The organism is Salinicola salarius, from assembly GCF_003206135.1.
In the GTDB taxonomy this organism is placed as follows: Bacteria; Pseudomonadota; Gammaproteobacteria; order Pseudomonadales; family Halomonadaceae; genus Salinicola; species Salinicola salarius.
Genome location: NZ_PZJT01000017.1, coordinates 25,221 through 39,621 on the forward strand (window position 1 = coordinate 25,221; position 14,401 = coordinate 39,621).

Genomic DNA, 14,401 nt, shown 5'->3' on the forward strand with positions numbered 1-14,401 from the left:
GTAGTCGATGCGTGAACGTGATCCGCTGGCGCTGATGGGATTGATGCAATTGGTCAGCCCGGCCTTGCCGATCGGTGCCTTTGCCTGGTCACAAGGTCTCGAGAGTGCCTTCGAACTGGGCTGGGTGAGCGACGAAGAGAGTCTGAATGCGTGGTTGTCCGGCGTGCTGGAAGACGGTCTGACGTCATGTGAGCTGCCGGTTCTGGCTCGGCTTCAGGCCGCCTGGACGGTGGGAGGTCACGAGTCGCTGCAGTACTGGAACGACTGGCTCCAGGCCAACCGCGAGACCGCCGAGCTGGCAGAGGAGGACCTGCGTCTGGGGCAGGCGCTGGCCCGCCTGCTGGATGATCTCGATCTGTTGCCGGCTTCCGGCTGGTTACCGCAGCGCCCGGCCTACGTCACGCTGTTCGCCTGGCTGGCCCATCGGCGCGGCATTGCCGTGGAGGATGCCCAGCTCGGCTTTGCCTGGGCATGGCTGGAAAACCAGCTGGCGGCTGCCTGCAAGGCGCTGCCATTGGGGCAGACGGCGGCGCAGCGGCTCATCGAGCGGCTTCGGCCCGAACTGGCCGGTGCCGTCGAAACGGCCAATCGGCTAACGGATGCCGAGCTGGGTCCGGCCCTGCCGGGCCTGGCGCTGGCAAGCGCGCTGCACGAGACCCAGTATTCACGGCTGTTCCGCAGCTGACGAAGACGCCGTCCGAATACCGCGATTCATTCAGCGTCTTCGGACGAGACAGCAGTTGAAGGTGAAGGGAATAGGAGAGCAACAAGATGAAGCACTGTTTACGCGTCGGTGTCGGCGGTCCGGTAGGCTCCGGGAAGACTGCGCTGCTCAAGCAGCTCTGTCTGGCGCTGCGCGAGCACTACGATATCGCCGTGGTGACCAACGATATCTATACCCGCGAGGATGCCGATTTCCTGCTGCGCCACGATGCCCTGGCCGCGGACCGCATCATCGGCGTGGAAACCGGGGGCTGCCCGCATACCGCGATTCGCGAGGATGCCTCAATGAACCTGGCGGCCATCGATGACCTTCACTCGCGCCATCCCGCGCTGGAACTGGTGCTGGTGGAATCCGGCGGCGATAACCTGGCCGCCACGTTCAGTCCCGAACTGTCGGACCTGACGCTTTACGTGATCGACGTCTCCGCCGGCGACAAGATTCCGCGCAAGGGCGGGCCGGGCATCACCAAGTCGGATCTGCTGATCATCAACAAGATCGATATTGCCGATTACGTTCACGCGTCGCTCGAGGTGATGGAGCGCGACGCCAAGAAGATGCGCGGCGAACGTCCTTTCGTATTCACCAATCTGCACGACGGCGTCGGTGTCGAGACGATCGTTCGTTTCATTCTCGATCGCGGCATGCTGCCGGATCGACGCAGTGAGGCGTGCCGAGCCATCGAGGATCAGGCGTTGCTGAGCGCCAACTGACTTGCGTCCGTATCATTCAAGGAGAACCATCATGATGTCATCCACCTTCACTGCCCGACGTCTGGCCTGGCTGGCCGCGCCGGTGGCGATGCTGGCTGCCTCGGCGGCCGTGGCGCACCCCGGCGCGCTGCCGCACACCCACGGCGGCAGCTTTCTGGCAGGCCTGATGCATCCGCTGTCCGGCCTCGATCATCTGCTCGCCATGCTGGCGGTCGGGCTGTGGAGCTGCCGCCAGGCATCCGCACTGCGCCGTGCCATGCCGCTGCTGATTGCGCTGGGCATGGTCGCCGGTGCCGGGCTCGCCTGGGGTGGCGTGCCGCTGCTGGGCGTCGAGTTCGGTATCGCCTCCAGCGTTCTGCTGGCAGGAGTGTTGCTGGCCAGTCTGGTCAAGCTCCCCAGCGCGCTGGGCGGAACGCTGGTCTTCGCGTTCATCCTGCTGCACGGCCACGCCCACGGCAGCGAGCTCGCACCGGGCGCGTCGGCGGCGCTCTATGCGCTCGGCTTCGTCATCGCCAGTGTGGGTATCACGCTGCTGGGTCGCTTGACCGGCAGTTGGCTGATGCAGCGCGACAACCGCTGGATGCGCGGTATCGGTGCCGCTATCGCCGCCGCCGGCGGTGCGCTGATGCTGGGCTGATTGTCGGCCGAGCCGCGTCGTATCAGAAACGGAACTGTTCTCTGGGGCCTTCGGGTCCCAGCCTCTGGAAGCCGCCCGACTTGGGCGGCTTTCTCTATGGAACCCGGTTGCCTTCGATCTTCGGCCGGTCGTTCCGGAGCCGCGCGCTTCGTGATGATCGATCAGTGCCGCGGATGACGTACCCGGCGGTAGCCGGCATTGATGAAACAGTAGCCGCCATAGGCGATGAGGCCGACGGCCACGGCGCCCAGAAGCCAGTCGCCGAAGGGCTGATGGGCCAGCAGGTCCAGGGCCGCGCCGAGACCTTGCGCGTCGCCGGGCGAGAGACGCCACGCAGCTAGTGCGAGCAGCCCACCGATCAGCAGGAAGGTGACACCGCGGGCCGCCAGGCCGAGCCGGGCGATGGCCTCGAGCAGGGGTAGGGGTGGGTTGGGTCGGCTTTGCAGATGCCAGTTCTTGCGATAGGCGCGTCGCCAGGCGCGCACCAGTTGATGGAAACCGACGCCGACGAAGACGAGGCCGATGGCCAGCAGCAGCCAGCGGCCGCCCGGAATTCCCATGAGCCGTTCGGTGTTTTGGGAGGATCCGCTGCCTTGGGACTGGGAAAGGCTGTGAAAGATCAGCGTGGCACATTGCCAGGCCAGCGTGGCATAGAGGCCGCCACTGATCGCGAACCCCAGCCGTTGAAGCCAGCCTTTCCAGTCGTTGCCCTTGCGCTCGGTATCCCAGAACGCCTGGGCCAGACGCCACAGGACGTAAGCGGTGAGCCCCAGGCCCATCAGCGCCAGCAGCACGCGTCCGAACGGCCACAGCGCGATTTTGCGAATGACGTCCGAAGCGCCACTTTCGCTGCCGCCAAGTCCTATCGTGGTGAGTAGCGCCAGCCAACCGATCGTCAGGTAGATGATTCCCTTGGCGACATAGCCTGCCGATGCGGTATGTTGCAGCCACTCGCGCAGGCTGAAGTGAATCCTTTTCATGCCGTTCCCTATGATTGAGCGCTACTAGCCTAGAAGAGAAAATGGCTTCGCGATACGGCGGCCGGGCCTCAACGCTCGGTGCGGTATGATTCTATGGCGCTTCGGACTTGCGGCGCCAGACACTTCAGGGACGAGTCTCCTCGAAGGCGAGACCCTTCAAAGACGAGACTCTTCAAAGGCCAGATTCTTCACAGGCCAGACTTTGCAAAGGCTAGACACATCGATGAAACATTATGTCGTCCGCCCACGTTCGGGTAAGGGATGGATCCTGACCCTGGCGTTCGTGGCGCTGATCGCTCTGGGGCTGTGGCCGGTGATCGGCTGGTTCAACCTGCCGCGGCTATGGCTGGGGCTGCCCTGGCTCGCAATATGGACCTACGTGATCGTGCTGGGGTGCTGGCTGGCCATGCTCCTCGCCAATCGCTGGCTGCGGGTGCCATCACATGACGACTAGTCTGTTGCCGCTGTGGATCACCCTGGGGTACATCGGCGTTGCGCTGTTCATCGGGTTGCGCGCCCGTGGCGGGCACCTGATGGATAGCCTGGAGGAGTGGGGCGTTGCCGGGCGAAGCATGGGGCCGATAACGCTCTATCTGCTGATCGCGGCGGGCAGCATCAGCGCCTACACCTTCATGGGCGCGCCCGGCTGGGCCTACAGCAAGGGCGTTGCCGTCTTCTACGTGGTGATCTATCTCTCCTATCTGGCGCTGGTGGCATGGTATTGCGGCCCCAAGGTGTGGGCCTTCGGCCAGCGTTTCGGGCATGTCACCCAGGGCGCGGCGATCGCCGACCGCTACCAGAGTCCGCTGCTCGGCGGGTTGGCGGCCCTGGTGATGTCGATCGGCTCGCTGGCCTATGCGGTGCTCCAGACGATAGGGTCCGCCTATATCCTGTCGGTGATGAGCGGTGGGCGGATCCCGGTCTGGGCCGGCGTGATCGTGATTCTGAGCGTCATCGCGATCTATCTCTATGTCAGCGGTCAGCGGGCCATCGGCCTGACCAACGCCTTTCAGGGCATCCTGATGCTGGTCGTGGCCTGGACGGTCGGGCTGTGGGCGGCTCATCACGCTACCGGCGAGATGGGGTTCGCAAGCGTCTTCGAGCGCCTGGCTGCCGAACGGCCGGCGTTTCTGACCCTGCCGGGGGCCGATGGCAAGATGAGTTTCGCGTTCTGGACCACGTCGATCATCGTCTCGATGCTCTCGTTCATGCCGCCGGTCTGGAGCCAGTGGATGAGCGCGCGTTCGGCCGACACGATCCGGCGCAGCGCGACCTGGCTGCCGACCTACTATATCGTCGTGCTGCCGATGGTGGTGGTGGGCTTCATCGGCATCACCGCGCTCCCCAATCTGGGCCGGGCCGATACCGTGGCGCTCGAATTCGCGCTGCAGAACCTGCCGAGCTGGCTGGTGGGTCTGCTGGGCGCGGGAACGCTGGCCGCTGCCATGTCATCCTGCGAGCCGTTTCTGCATTCGGTATCGATGGCCTATGCCAAGGATATCGCTCAGCCGCTGTTTCGCCTCGGCGATGCGGCCACCGCGCGCCTCGCTCGTCGCTTGCTGATTCCCATCATGGCGTTGATCGTGGCGCCGGTGGCGATCAGCGAGCCGAGCAATCTGATCATGATCCTGTTGGTGGGGCTGGGGTTCGCGACGCAAGTGTTGCCGGCCTTCATCGGCATGTTCCTGTGGACCCGCGCGTCACGGTGGGGCGTGCTGGCCGGGATCTTGAGCGGGTTCAGCGTGACGCTGGCGTTCACCCTGGTCTGGCCCAATCCGCTCGGCATTCACGCCGGGTTCTGGGGGTTGATGATCAACCTGCCCCTGTTCGTGATCGTTTCCTGCCTGACGCCGCCGGTGAGAGACGACGTGGTGGAGCGCTTCTTTGAGCTTGCCATCCCTGGCAGGCTCCCTTCGGGACGCCGCTAGGCGGTGTCGAGAATCGCTCCCGACGATTTTCTGCCATCGGCGCGCCAACGCTTTCTAGAGCGCCTTCGTCGCGCTGATCCCGCTGGCGGCGAGCGTCGATCAGACGACGTTCGTCGCCAGAATCTTGCGCAGAAACCGTTGCGTGCGCTCGTCCCTGGGCTGGCTGAACAATTCCGCCGGCGGTGCCTGCTCGATGATGCGGCCCTGGTCCATGAATACCACGCGATCGGCGACCTCGCGGGCGAACTGCATCTCGTGAGTGACGACGATCATGGTCTGATGTTCCGCCGCGAGCTGCTTCATCAGTCCCAGTACTTCCTCCACCCATTGCGGATCCAGCGCGGAGGTCGGCTCGTCGAACAGGATCACGTCGGCGTTGGCCGCCATCGCCCGGCCGATGCCCACGCGCTGCTGCTGGCCCCCGGAGAGCGAGGCGGGGTAGGCATCGGCCTTGTCGGCCAGGCCGATGCGCTCGAGAATCTCGCGGGCTCTGGCGTAGGCCTTGGCCTTGGGCATGCCGTCGACCACGATCATGCCCTCGGCGATGTTCTGCAGCGCGGTCTTGTTGGCGAACAGCGCATAGTTCTGGAACACGAACGCCGTGCGCCGTCTCAGCGCGAGGATCTGTTCACGGGTCGCCTGCGTCGCGTCGAAGCTGAGATCGCCAACGGTCAGATGGCCGGCATCGGGCGTCTCGAGAAAGTTGATGCAGCGCAGCAGGGTGGACTTGCCGGTTCCGGAGGGTCCGACGATGACGATGATCTCGCCGCGCTCGAGAGCGAGATCGATGTCGTCGAAGACGACATGGTCGCCGAATTGCTTGCGAATGCCCTTGAGTTCGATCATCGCTGATACGCCCGGTTGAGTCGTTGTTCCAGCCATTTTTGCACCCAGGAGAGTGCCTCGACCACGATCCAGTAGATCACCGCGACCACCAGGAAGGCCTCGAAGTAGAGAAAGCTGCCAGCGGCTTCCTTCTGGGTCGCCCCCATCAGCTCGGTGACGCCGAGGGTGAAGGCCAGCGATGTCGACTTGATCATGTCGATGAAGTAGTTCATCAGTGTCGGCGTGGCGACACGGGTCGCCTGTGGCAGCACGATCCTTCGCATCAACTGTGCACGTGTCATGCCGATGGAGAGTGCCGCTTCGGTCTGGCTTCGGTCGATACCCACGATGGCAGCGCGGATCGACTCCGCCATGTAGGCGGAGAAATGGAGCGTCAGACCGAGAATGGTGGCAGTGATGCCATTGATCGCGACCAGGAAGGTCAGTACCTGGGGCAGCCCGTAGTAGAACAGGAACAGCTGAACCAGCAGCGGCGTGCCGCGAAAGAACGAGATGAACAGCAGCGCAACGGCGTTGAGGCCGGGAATACGGGTCACCCTTACGATCGCCAGCAGGCACGCCAGTACCAGCGCACAGGCCATGCCGGCGGCCGCCATGGCAAGGGTCAGTGGCAGATAACCGAGAAGAATGGGCACCAGGCCCAGCATGTAGTCGAAATCGAGTGCGTGCATAGGGCTTGGTGCTCCGCGCTTGGCGACCTTGGATAACGGAAAAGCCCATGACGCCGGTCAGCGTCATGGGCCGTCGATGCGAGATTCGGTCAGGGCTGGGTAATGTCGTTCCCGAACCACTTCTGAGAAAGTTCGCTCAATTTGCCGCTGTCGCGCAACTGGGCCAAGGCGTCGTTGATGCGGTTCCTCAGCGCCTCTCCCGCCTCGTCGTCACGGAACGGATAGGCGTTCTCGATTTTGGAAAAAGGCTGGCCGGCCAGCTGTAGCGGCAACGGCTTGTCCTTGATCACCTGAGAAGCGCTGACACGATCCATGACGAAGGCGTCGGCACGCCCCAGGGCGACGTCCTGCTCGATATTGGAGTCGTAAGTCTTGATCGTGATGTCATCGGCATAGGGAAGCTCGTTGAGCAACTGCTCGTAGTTGGAACCGAGATTGACCGCGACCGTCTTGCCCTTGAGGTCCTCGACGCCGTGGATGGCATCGTTACCCTTGCGGACCACGATCTGGGCACCATCATAGACATAAGGTTCGCTGAAGAGATATTTCTCCTGGCGTTCCGGCGTGATAGTGATCTGGTTGGCGATGGTATCGATCCGCCTGGAGTCCAGCATGCCGGCCAGCCCGGAGAAGCTGGCGGTCACGAATTCGACATCGTCGCCGGTGATCTCGCCGATCGCGTTCATCAGGTCGACTTCGAAGCCCTTGAGCTTGTCCTGTTCGACGTAGGTGAACGGGTAATAACTGCCCGACATGCCGACTCGCAGCGTATCCGCTTGAGCCGTCATAGCACTCAGGGAGGTTAGTGCCAGAGCCAGCGCCGTTCGGCGCCATGGGAGAATTTGAGAGGGTCGTTTTGGCATGTGAGCAGATCCTTGACGGAGAGAAGAGGGTGAATGAATCAGCGTCATTGGTTGAATCCAGTGACGGCAGGATAGCGGAATTTCAATTTTGGTAATAAAAAAAATTATTTATATGCCCATTCGTTTGGGGCTATGGGACCGTCTATGGGCATCTATACCTAGGATCATAGACTATGGCTCCATTCTACGGACCCAGAGTGCAGACAAGCGAGGCGATCGGATGAATCGGCGAGCCCTCGCGTGACGCCCCGCGAGAGATTGCGGTGAAACAATCTGTACTGATCTTTGCTGTCTGTAATGTATTGATCTAACATTTGCCCAGTTCTTTCTGTGAAGGCTGCTGCAGGGACGTGACCAAGGGACTTGCGCTCGGCGTTGGTTAGTGGCATGGGCCAAGGAACGAGCCGAAAGGCTCAGGATCGCTCAGGAAGGGTTGGCGCATGGCTGGCGAAAGTGTTGCATGGTCTCTTTCGCCTCTGGCATTGAGTTCCATGGCACTCGTTTAGGCAGGTGTCCCGAAAGCCGGCGTCCTTCCGTCGGTTTTCTTCTCCAAGGAGGCTCGATCCTCTTCAGAGGATTCTCTCTTCTCTCCAACTCTTTCTCGATGCCGGTGTGGCTTTCATTCCCGGCAGCAAGAATTTGATGAAAACTTGACCTGAAGATAACTCTTGTATAACTTTAATTTCGTTAGCTGATTCACCAGCCCAAGGATGGGGTCGAGGACGTATCAGGTGAGTTGGATCCGCAGTCAGGGAAGACTGCCAGCCTGTCGGACTCAGGGAGAGGATGACAAGGCTAAAGTATTACCGTGAGCCACGCTTCGTCAGGATGACGCAACGCAAGCAGTAACACGCGGGCAGTAACAACAGGACAGGAAGTCCAGGTTCAGGTGGTGAGTCAAAGGCGGGCCGAGAGGCCCGCCTTTCGTATTTCCGGCGCTTGGCCTCGTCCGTGTCCTGTTACACAAACTGAGTTATATCGCCCGCCATCGTTCTCGCCTACATTGTCGTCTTTTCGAGTCGAACAGGCAGGAGCCGATCACGACCATGGAGTGGTTGTCAGAACACAGTAAAGCGATTAGCGCCATCACGAGCATACTGACGCTCTTCGTATGGTTTTTCTACGCCCAGATTCTCTACCGGAACTTCGCCCGAACACGGCGCCCCCGCATCATCATCAACCGGGGTCACGGCAACGACCTGACCTCGCTTTGCCTGATCAGCAACATGAGCTCCGAGCCGATCTTTCTGGAACATATCATCGTGACCTTGCACACCAGCAAGGGATCGTTGACCAATGACATGATCGACTGCGAGGCCGACCATCAGCAGGACGGGCCCGATACCGAGGACTCGTCGGAAGCGGAACACGAGGAGCGTAGGCAGGGCATGCAGTCCAGCCAGGGTCCCATGCTCTCCGGGAGCTACAGTCACGTCGGGACTTTCGAGGCCATTCTGAAGCGGTTGTGCAGCGTCCACGGTGTGGCGCTCGAGCGCAACCGCCCGACGGACGATACCGTCTTTCATTTTCTCGATATCCGCGTCGTCGCCATCTACGGCAGTGAAGATCATCCGATCGGTGCGGAGCGCCGCTTCCGCCTGCACATGAGAGAGGGCGATGCCTGCACTCTGGTTCCGGTATCGCTGGCTACCAAACGCTACGCCAATCGGCTGCAGCGATGGCGCGTCCGCCAATGGATACGTCATCTCGACGAGTGATCGCTCGTTGAGCAAGAAAAGTATATTGGGCAAGAAAGTACAGTGAGCAAGAAAGTATGGCGAGGCAGACCGCCGCTGGATCCACGAGCGCTCATGGCGTCCTGCGACGCAGGATTATATACCGAACTTTCGATATAAATATCGATGTACAGCGCGAGAGCGTATGAAGTAGGTTGATCGGGTTAAATCAAGGAGAGAAAGCCGCATGGGTGCTGGCTTTTCGGGAACGGTATGACTTCAGGGGAGCATCAGAAAACTTGCTTGGTGCGGATGGGGAGACTCGAACTCCCACACCTTTCGGCACTAGAACCTAAATCTAGCGTGTCTACCAATTCCACCACATCCGCAATTCGATAGGCGCGCTCATTGTACTGGCGGCTTCATCGATGTCAATCGTTGCTCGATCGAACCGTGGCGGCCGGCTGCCGGCGCTTCAGTTTTCGCCGCCGCGGTCGACATCATCATTGAAAGGACCAACAGCGAAGCGGTCGAGAGAGCAATCGATGATGCGGCGTCTGGAAGTGGTGCGGCCAATGGCTCGCAGGTTGGTGGACTGGATCAACGCCCAGTTGAAGCGGGCGCTGCCGGGCTACTGTGCCTTTTGCCATACGGCTGTCGCTGACGGTTCGCCCTGGTGTGCCGAGTGCTTCGCGGATATGCCCTGGAATCGGAGCGCTTGCGCTCTCTGTGCCGAACCGCTGCCGATGCTCTCCTCTCCGTCTTCAGTGTTGCGCCGGTGTGGGCGATGCTTGAAGCATCCGCCCGCGCAGCAGGCCGCGTGGGTGCCGCTGCGCTACGAGTCGCGGGTGGCCCGTCTGATACAGCGCTACAAGTTTTCGGCGGATGCGAGGGCGGGCGAGGTGCTGGTCCAGCTCATGCTTGCCACCCTGAGCCGGTCGCCTGATGTCGGCGAGGCGGTGATCGGCGTGCCCGGGCAGCACGAGCGGACTCGGGAGCGGGGATTCGACCACACGGCGTGGCTGGCGAAGCGTCTGGCCGCGCGGTTGAAAATGCCGGTGATCGAGGCCGAACGACGGCGCGAGACGCCATCCCAGCGCGGCCTGGACCGCCTCTCTCGGCAGCGCAATGTGAAGCATGCGTTCACCGTGGCCCAGCCGTTACCGCCGGCGGTCATGGTCGTCGATGACGTGATGACTACCGGCGCGACGCTGGAGTCGCTGGCAATCGCCTGCCGGGAAGCCGGGGCGCGGCGGGTCACGGTGCTGGCCTTCGCGCGTACGCCCTCGGCACGAATCTGATAGCATGCGCGCATGCAACTCCGCCGTCAGTCGAGGTCCGTATGAGCGCCGTTTCCCTGCATCCGTTCGAGACATTGACGCCGCAGCGGGTCGTCGAGGCCGTCGAGTCTCTCGGCTTCTGGTTGCCCGGCGAGCCGTTCGCGCTCAATAGCTACGAGAATCGTGTCTATTCGTTGACCGACGACGACCGCCGTCGCTGGGTCGTGAAGTTCTATCGCCCGGAGCGCTGGAGCGACGAGCAGATTCTCGAAGAGCACGAATTTCTACAGGCGCTCGCGGCGGAGTCGATTTCGGTGGGGGCGCCCTGGGCAGACGATACGGGCCGGACGCTGCATCACTTCGAGGGTTTCCGCTTTGCCCTGTTCGCGCATGTCGTCGGTCAGGCCCCGGAGCTCGAAGACCCGGCGCACCTCTTTGCTCTCGGCGAACTGATCGGCCGGGTCCATGAGGTTGGGGCTCGCCAGCCTTTTCGTTATCGGCTGCGGCTCGATCCGAATACCATGATCGAGGAGAGTCGCAGTCGAGTCCTCGCGGCGAGCTGGCTCGATGCTCGCCAGCGCAAGACCTACGACCGCGTGATCGATTCGCTCTTGCCGCTGCTGGCGGATCACGCCTGGCCGGACAGCGCGATGCAGCGCGTTCACGGCGACTGTCATCTCGGCAACATGCTGGGGCGTGACGAGCAGTTCTCTCTGGTCGACTTCGATGACTGCCTGATGGCGCCTGCGGTACAGGATCTGTGGATGCTGCTGACCGCGCAATCTCCCGAAGAGTGGCAGATGCAGCTGTCCGAAATCATCGAAGGCTACGAGATGGCCCGCGAATTCGACCGTCGCCAGCTCGAATGGATCGAGGCCCTGCGAACCTTGCGGCTGATTCGTCACAGTGCCTGGGTGACGGCGCGCTGGGAAGATCCGGCGTTTCCCCGAGCCTTCCCCTACGTCGCCGAGAGCGGCTACTGGGACCAGCATATCCGCCATCTCGAGCAGCAGCGCGTGGCCCTCGACTCGCCGCGCTGGCTGGCCTGATCGGCTAGCGTCCTGTCGAAGCGTGCGACTCGACCCCGTGACGAGTCGCAACGCGAATTGTCCATATCGACGAGATTGCCTGTGCCGGCGAGATTGTCTGTACCGGCGAAATTGCCTGGATCGACGAGATAGTGGTGCCGCCGGAGTTTCGCTAGAATCGGCTGACACGATTGGGGCCGAATGTGATCGCGGCCGCGAGCATTCGATGACGATACCGATAGACAAGGCAGCAACATGACAGAGCAACTGGCAGGCCACTTCCACGGGATTCTCGAGAAGCTGGGGGAAGATCCCCAGCGCGAGGGCCTGCGCGATACCCCGATGCGTGCCGCCAAGGCCATGCAGTTCCTGACCCAAGGCTACAGCCAGTCGCTGGAGACGCTGGTCAACGGCGCGGTCTTCGCTTCCGATACCGATGAAATGGTGCTGATCAAGGACATCGAGATGTACTCGATGTGCGAGCACCACGTGCTGCCGTTCATCGGCAAGTGCCACATTGCCTATCTGCCCCAGGGCAAGGTGCTGGGGCTATCAAAGTTCGCACGGATCGTCGATATGTATGCCCGCCGGCTGCAGATCCAGGAAAACCTGACCCGTGAAATCGCCGAGGCGATCATGCAGGTCACGGGAGCCCTCGGCGTTGGCGTGGTGATCGAGGCGCAGCATATGTGCATGATGATGCGCGGTGTCGAAAAGCAGAATTCCAGCATGACCACGTCGGTGATGCTGGGAAGTTTCCGCAAGAACCAGACGACGCGTCAGGAGTTCCTGATGCTGGTCAACGGTCGCTGATAGAAGCGCCGTCAATCGTCGCATTCGTCAAAAGCCAGTCGGTAAAGTCAGCCGTTAAAGTCAGCCGTTAAAGAGAGCCACAAGGATAGCTGCATGGATGGTCGCCTTTTTCATTTCGACGACGAAGCCCAGACCGGCGAGGTGGAGGGGAGCGACGGCAAGCGCTATCCGTTCGATTTCGCACAGTGGCGTGGCCGCGGCCTGCCCAGCGCCGGCACCCCGGTTCGCTTCGAACTTCGTGACGGACAGGCGATCCAGGTCTTCAATCGCCCCGAGGCGCAGCGCCGCGCCAGCAGCACTCGCGGCATCGACGGCAAGACGCGGCGCAAACGACTTTCCCACTGGGCGCTGGCGGCGTTCGTGGTGTCGGTCGTCGGGCTGAGCGCCGGGCGTTACGCGCCGGTGGTGGAAGTCGTGGCGATCGTGCTGGCCTGGCTGGGATTGCGTCACGTGCATCGCCAGCCCCAGCAATTCAAAGGCTACTGGCTGAGCGGTGCCGCGATCGCGATTGCCGTCGGCGTGACGCTCTGGTCACAGCTGTAATCGCCCTGGCCCCGAATGGCATCGCGGTGGTGCTGCCATGGAATCGGTCCGGTTATGAATGACTCGCGGCGTGACCGATCGTGACTGGCACAGGTGACGCTAACGCGCCATCCTTGACGCAGGAGTCGTGACACTGGCATCACTGTCACACGCCGTCGTCATGAACGATTTCATTGCTCGTCGCACCACGGCAACGGCCGGCCTGCGTGGGCCGAATGCCCGCGATCGGCAAGCACATCAAGGAAGGAGTGAGTCATGCAATCCGACAAAGCACAGTCCGTCAAAGCCGAGTCTGTCAAAGAGAGCGCGCTGTTCAGACCTTTTGCCTATATCGACGGTAACTGGGTTGCCGCCGACAGCGGCGAGCAGATCGATGTCGATAACCCCGCCACGGGCGAGATCCTGGGGCACATGCCGCGACTGGGTCGCGCCGAGACCGAGCGTGCCATCGACGCTGCCGAGGCCGCATTGCCGGCGTGGCGCAACCACACCGCGCTGGAGCGGGCCGACATCCTGATGAAGTGGTACGAGCTGATGCTCGAGAACAAGGATGCGCTGGCGGCGATCATGACCGCCGAGCAGGGCAAGCCGGTCAAGGAAGCGGCGGGCGAGATCGTCTATGCCGCCAGTTTCATGCGCTGGTTTGCCGAGGAAGCGCGGCGCATCTATGGCGACACCATCCCCGCGGCCAGCAACCAGCAGCGCATCGTGGTCACCAAGCAGCCGGTGGGCGTCGTCGGCGCCATCACGCCGTGGAACTTCCCCTCGTCGATGATCACGCGCAAGGCCGCGGCTGCGCTGGCGGCGGGCTGCACCATCGTGATCAAGCCGGCCAGCCAGACGCCGTTCTCCGCGACCGCGCTGGCCGCACTGGCAGAGCAGGCCGGTGTCCCGCGTGGCGTGTTCAACGTGGTGCCGGGCAAGGCCAGCGAGATCGCCAAGGCGATGACGGACTCCCCGGTGGTACGCAAGGTCACCTTCACTGGCTCGACCGAGGTCGGCAGCTCGTTGATGGCCGGCGCTGCGCAGCATATCCAGAAGATTTCGCTGGAACTGGGCGGCAACGCGCCGTTCCTGGTGTTCGAGGACGCCGACCTGGACGCCGCGGTCGAAGGGGCGATCGCCTCCAAGTTCCGCAATGCCGGACAGACCTGCGTCTGCACCAACCGCTTCCTGGTCCAGTCGAGCGTGATCAACGCGTTCAGCGAGAAGCTGGCGGCGGCTATGAACAGCGAGCTCAAGGTCGGGGAAGGATTCGAGGAGGGCGTCAACATCGGCCCGCTGATCGATGACGACGCCGTGGCCAAGGTGACCGATCATATCAAGGACGCCACCGACAAGGGCGCGCAGCTGCTGCTCGGCGGCCACGAGCATTCTCTGGGCGGGCGTTTCTTCTCTCCGACGCTGGTCAGCCACGCCACGCCGGAGATGAAGGTCGCCAGCGAAGAGACCTTCGGTCCCCTGGCCGCGGTATTCCCCTTCGAGACGGAAGAGGAAGCCGTGCGCATGGCCAACGACACCCAGTTCGGGCTGGCCTCCTACTTCTACTCGAAGGATCTGGGGCGTGTCTGGCGCGTCGCCGAAGCGCTCGAGTACGGCATGGTCGGCATCAACACCGGCCTGATCTCCAACGCCAGCGCCCCGTTCGGCGGCGTCAAGGCCTCCGGCCTCGGCCGCGAAGGCTCCAAGTACGGCCTCGATG

General features: G+C 62.3%; 15 protein-coding genes, 1 tRNA gene and 1 pseudogene. 12 read left to right on the forward strand and 5 right to left on the reverse strand.

The features are described from left to right. Positions 1–7 precede the first annotated feature (7 nt). From DOM32_RS14925 to DOM32_RS14935, 3 genes are all read left to right on the forward strand, one after another. Positions 8–685 (forward strand): urease accessory protein UreF, encoded by a 678-nt coding sequence (locus DOM32_RS14925; protein ID WP_110635827.1) that lies wholly within the window; start codon positions 8–10, stop codon positions 683–685. Between the two features lie 86 nt (positions 686–771). Then, entirely contained in the window at positions 772–1,434 is a 663-nt protein-coding gene (gene ureG / locus DOM32_RS14930; protein ID WP_071231284.1) for an urease accessory protein UreG, read from the forward strand. 31 nt (positions 1,435–1,465) lie between these two features. Beyond that, complete coding sequence (locus DOM32_RS14935) at positions 1,466–2,071, forward strand: HupE/UreJ family protein (RefSeq protein ID WP_110635830.1); 606 nt, start codon at positions 1,466–1,468, stop codon at positions 2,069–2,071. A 161-nt stretch (positions 2,072–2,232) separates the two neighbouring features. On the opposite strand, the gene DOM32_RS14940 is transcribed toward DOM32_RS14935, so the two are convergent. Beyond that, positions 2,233–3,051 (reverse strand): DUF1206 domain-containing protein, encoded by an 819-nt coding sequence (locus DOM32_RS14940; RefSeq protein WP_071231282.1) that lies wholly within the window; start codon positions 3,049–3,051, stop codon positions 2,233–2,235. A gap of 223 nt (positions 3,052–3,274) precedes the next feature. On the opposite strand from DOM32_RS14940, the gene DOM32_RS14945 reads away from it, so the two are divergent. Both DOM32_RS14945 and DOM32_RS14950 read left to right on the forward strand, forming a co-directional pair. Beyond that, positions 3,275–3,505: a hypothetical protein gene (locus DOM32_RS14945; RefSeq protein ID WP_110635833.1), complete on the forward strand. Its 231-nt coding sequence runs from the start codon at positions 3,275–3,277 to the stop codon at positions 3,503–3,505. Continuing rightward, positions 3,495–4,979, forward strand: a complete 1,485-nt coding sequence (locus DOM32_RS14950; RefSeq protein ID WP_071231280.1) for a sodium:solute symporter family protein — start codon at positions 3,495–3,497, stop codon at positions 4,977–4,979. Before DOM32_RS14945 ends, DOM32_RS14950 begins: the two co-directional genes overlap by 11 nt. Positions 4,980–5,078: 99 nt before the next feature. Here DOM32_RS14950 and DOM32_RS14955 read toward each other — a convergent pair whose 3' ends face one another. From DOM32_RS14955 to DOM32_RS14965, 3 genes are all read right to left on the reverse strand, one after another. Beyond that, the gene (locus DOM32_RS14955) at positions 5,079–5,825 is read right to left on the reverse strand and encodes an amino acid ABC transporter ATP-binding protein (RefSeq protein WP_110635836.1); all 747 of its coding nucleotides are present in this window, start codon (positions 5,823–5,825) and stop codon (positions 5,079–5,081) included. Further along, a complete protein-coding gene (locus tag DOM32_RS14960; RefSeq protein WP_071231278.1) occupies positions 5,822–6,496 on the reverse strand; it encodes an amino acid ABC transporter permease in 675 nt (224 codons plus the stop codon). The genes DOM32_RS14955 and DOM32_RS14960 overlap by 4 nt, the downstream gene beginning before the upstream one ends. Positions 6,497–6,585: 89 nt before the next feature. Continuing rightward, positions 6,586–7,284: an amino acid ABC transporter substrate-binding protein gene (locus tag DOM32_RS14965; protein ID WP_244179940.1), complete on the reverse strand. Its 699-nt coding sequence runs from the start codon at positions 7,282–7,284 to the stop codon at positions 6,586–6,588. Positions 7,285–8,405: 1,121 nt separating this feature from the next. Here DOM32_RS14965 and DOM32_RS14970 point away from each other — a divergent pair. After that, on the forward strand, positions 8,406–9,077 hold the full coding sequence (locus DOM32_RS14970; RefSeq protein WP_110635842.1) for a hypothetical protein: 672 nt from the start codon (positions 8,406–8,408) through the stop codon (positions 9,075–9,077). A gap of 262 nt (positions 9,078–9,339) precedes the next feature. Here the strand turns inward: DOM32_RS14970 and DOM32_RS14975 are convergent. Continuing rightward, a tRNA-Leu gene (locus DOM32_RS14975) sits at positions 9,340–9,424 on the reverse strand. A 186-nt stretch (positions 9,425–9,610) separates the two neighbouring features. Here DOM32_RS14975 and DOM32_RS18135 point away from each other — a divergent pair. The 6 genes and pseudogenes from DOM32_RS18135 to DOM32_RS15000 form a co-directional block, all read left to right on the forward strand. Further along, a pseudogene (locus DOM32_RS18135) lies at positions 9,611–9,769 on the forward strand (double zinc ribbon domain-containing protein); the annotation flags it as partial. A 57-nt stretch (positions 9,770–9,826) separates the two neighbouring features. Further along, entirely contained in the window at positions 9,827–10,336 is a 510-nt protein-coding gene (locus tag DOM32_RS14980) for a ComF family protein (RefSeq protein WP_244179944.1), read from the forward strand. A gap of 41 nt (positions 10,337–10,377) precedes the next feature. Continuing rightward, positions 10,378–11,364, forward strand: coding sequence for a serine/threonine protein kinase (locus tag DOM32_RS14985; RefSeq protein WP_110635845.1), 987 nt, complete (start codon positions 10,378–10,380; stop codon positions 11,362–11,364). Between the two features lie 234 nt (positions 11,365–11,598). Further along, on the forward strand, positions 11,599–12,156 hold the full coding sequence (gene folE / locus DOM32_RS14990) for a GTP cyclohydrolase I FolE (RefSeq protein ID WP_071232936.1): 558 nt from the start codon (positions 11,599–11,601) through the stop codon (positions 12,154–12,156). 93 nt (positions 12,157–12,249) lie between these two features. Further along, positions 12,250–12,699 (forward strand): hypothetical protein, encoded by a 450-nt coding sequence (locus tag DOM32_RS14995; RefSeq protein WP_071232935.1) that lies wholly within the window; start codon positions 12,250–12,252, stop codon positions 12,697–12,699. A 255-nt stretch (positions 12,700–12,954) separates the two neighbouring features. Continuing rightward, a partial coding sequence (locus tag DOM32_RS15000) for an NAD-dependent succinate-semialdehyde dehydrogenase (RefSeq protein ID WP_110635903.1) occupies positions 12,955–14,401 on the forward strand: 1,447 nt, incomplete at its 3' end.

What these genes read in the sequence shown, in the direction of transcription:
- DOM32_RS14960 (WP_071231278.1), bottom strand. Translation starts at nt 6,496, where the DNA reads ATGCACGCACTCGATTTCGACTACATGCTGGGCCTGGTGCCCATTCTT.
- DOM32_RS14970 (WP_110635842.1), top strand. Translation starts at nt 8,406, where the DNA reads ATGGAGTGGTTGTCAGAACACAGTAAAGCGATTAGCGCCATCACGAGC.
- DOM32_RS14925 (WP_110635827.1), top strand. Translation starts at nt 8, where the DNA reads ATGCGTGAACGTGATCCGCTGGCGCTGATGGGATTGATGCAATTGGTC.
- ureG (WP_071231284.1), top strand. Translation starts at nt 772, where the DNA reads ATGAAGCACTGTTTACGCGTCGGTGTCGGCGGTCCGGTAGGCTCCGGG.
- DOM32_RS14950 (WP_071231280.1), top strand. Translation starts at nt 3,495, where the DNA reads ATGACGACTAGTCTGTTGCCGCTGTGGATCACCCTGGGGTACATCGGC.
- DOM32_RS14965 (WP_244179940.1), bottom strand. Translation starts at nt 7,284, where the DNA reads ATGACGGCTCAAGCGGATACGCTGCGAGTCGGCATGTCGGGCAGTTAT.
- DOM32_RS14955 (WP_110635836.1), bottom strand. Translation starts at nt 5,825, where the DNA reads ATGATCGAACTCAAGGGCATTCGCAAGCAATTCGGCGACCATGTCGTC.
- DOM32_RS14940 (WP_071231282.1), bottom strand. Translation starts at nt 3,051, where the DNA reads ATGAAAAGGATTCACTTCAGCCTGCGCGAGTGGCTGCAACATACCGCA.
- DOM32_RS14935 (WP_110635830.1), top strand. Translation starts at nt 1,466, where the DNA reads ATGATGTCATCCACCTTCACTGCCCGACGTCTGGCCTGGCTGGCCGCG.
- DOM32_RS14995 (WP_071232935.1), top strand. Translation starts at nt 12,250, where the DNA reads ATGGATGGTCGCCTTTTTCATTTCGACGACGAAGCCCAGACCGGCGAG.
- DOM32_RS14945 (WP_110635833.1), top strand. Translation starts at nt 3,275, where the DNA reads ATGAAACATTATGTCGTCCGCCCACGTTCGGGTAAGGGATGGATCCTG.
- folE (WP_071232936.1), top strand. Translation starts at nt 11,599, where the DNA reads ATGACAGAGCAACTGGCAGGCCACTTCCACGGGATTCTCGAGAAGCTG.
- DOM32_RS14985 (WP_110635845.1), top strand. Translation starts at nt 10,378, where the DNA reads ATGAGCGCCGTTTCCCTGCATCCGTTCGAGACATTGACGCCGCAGCGG.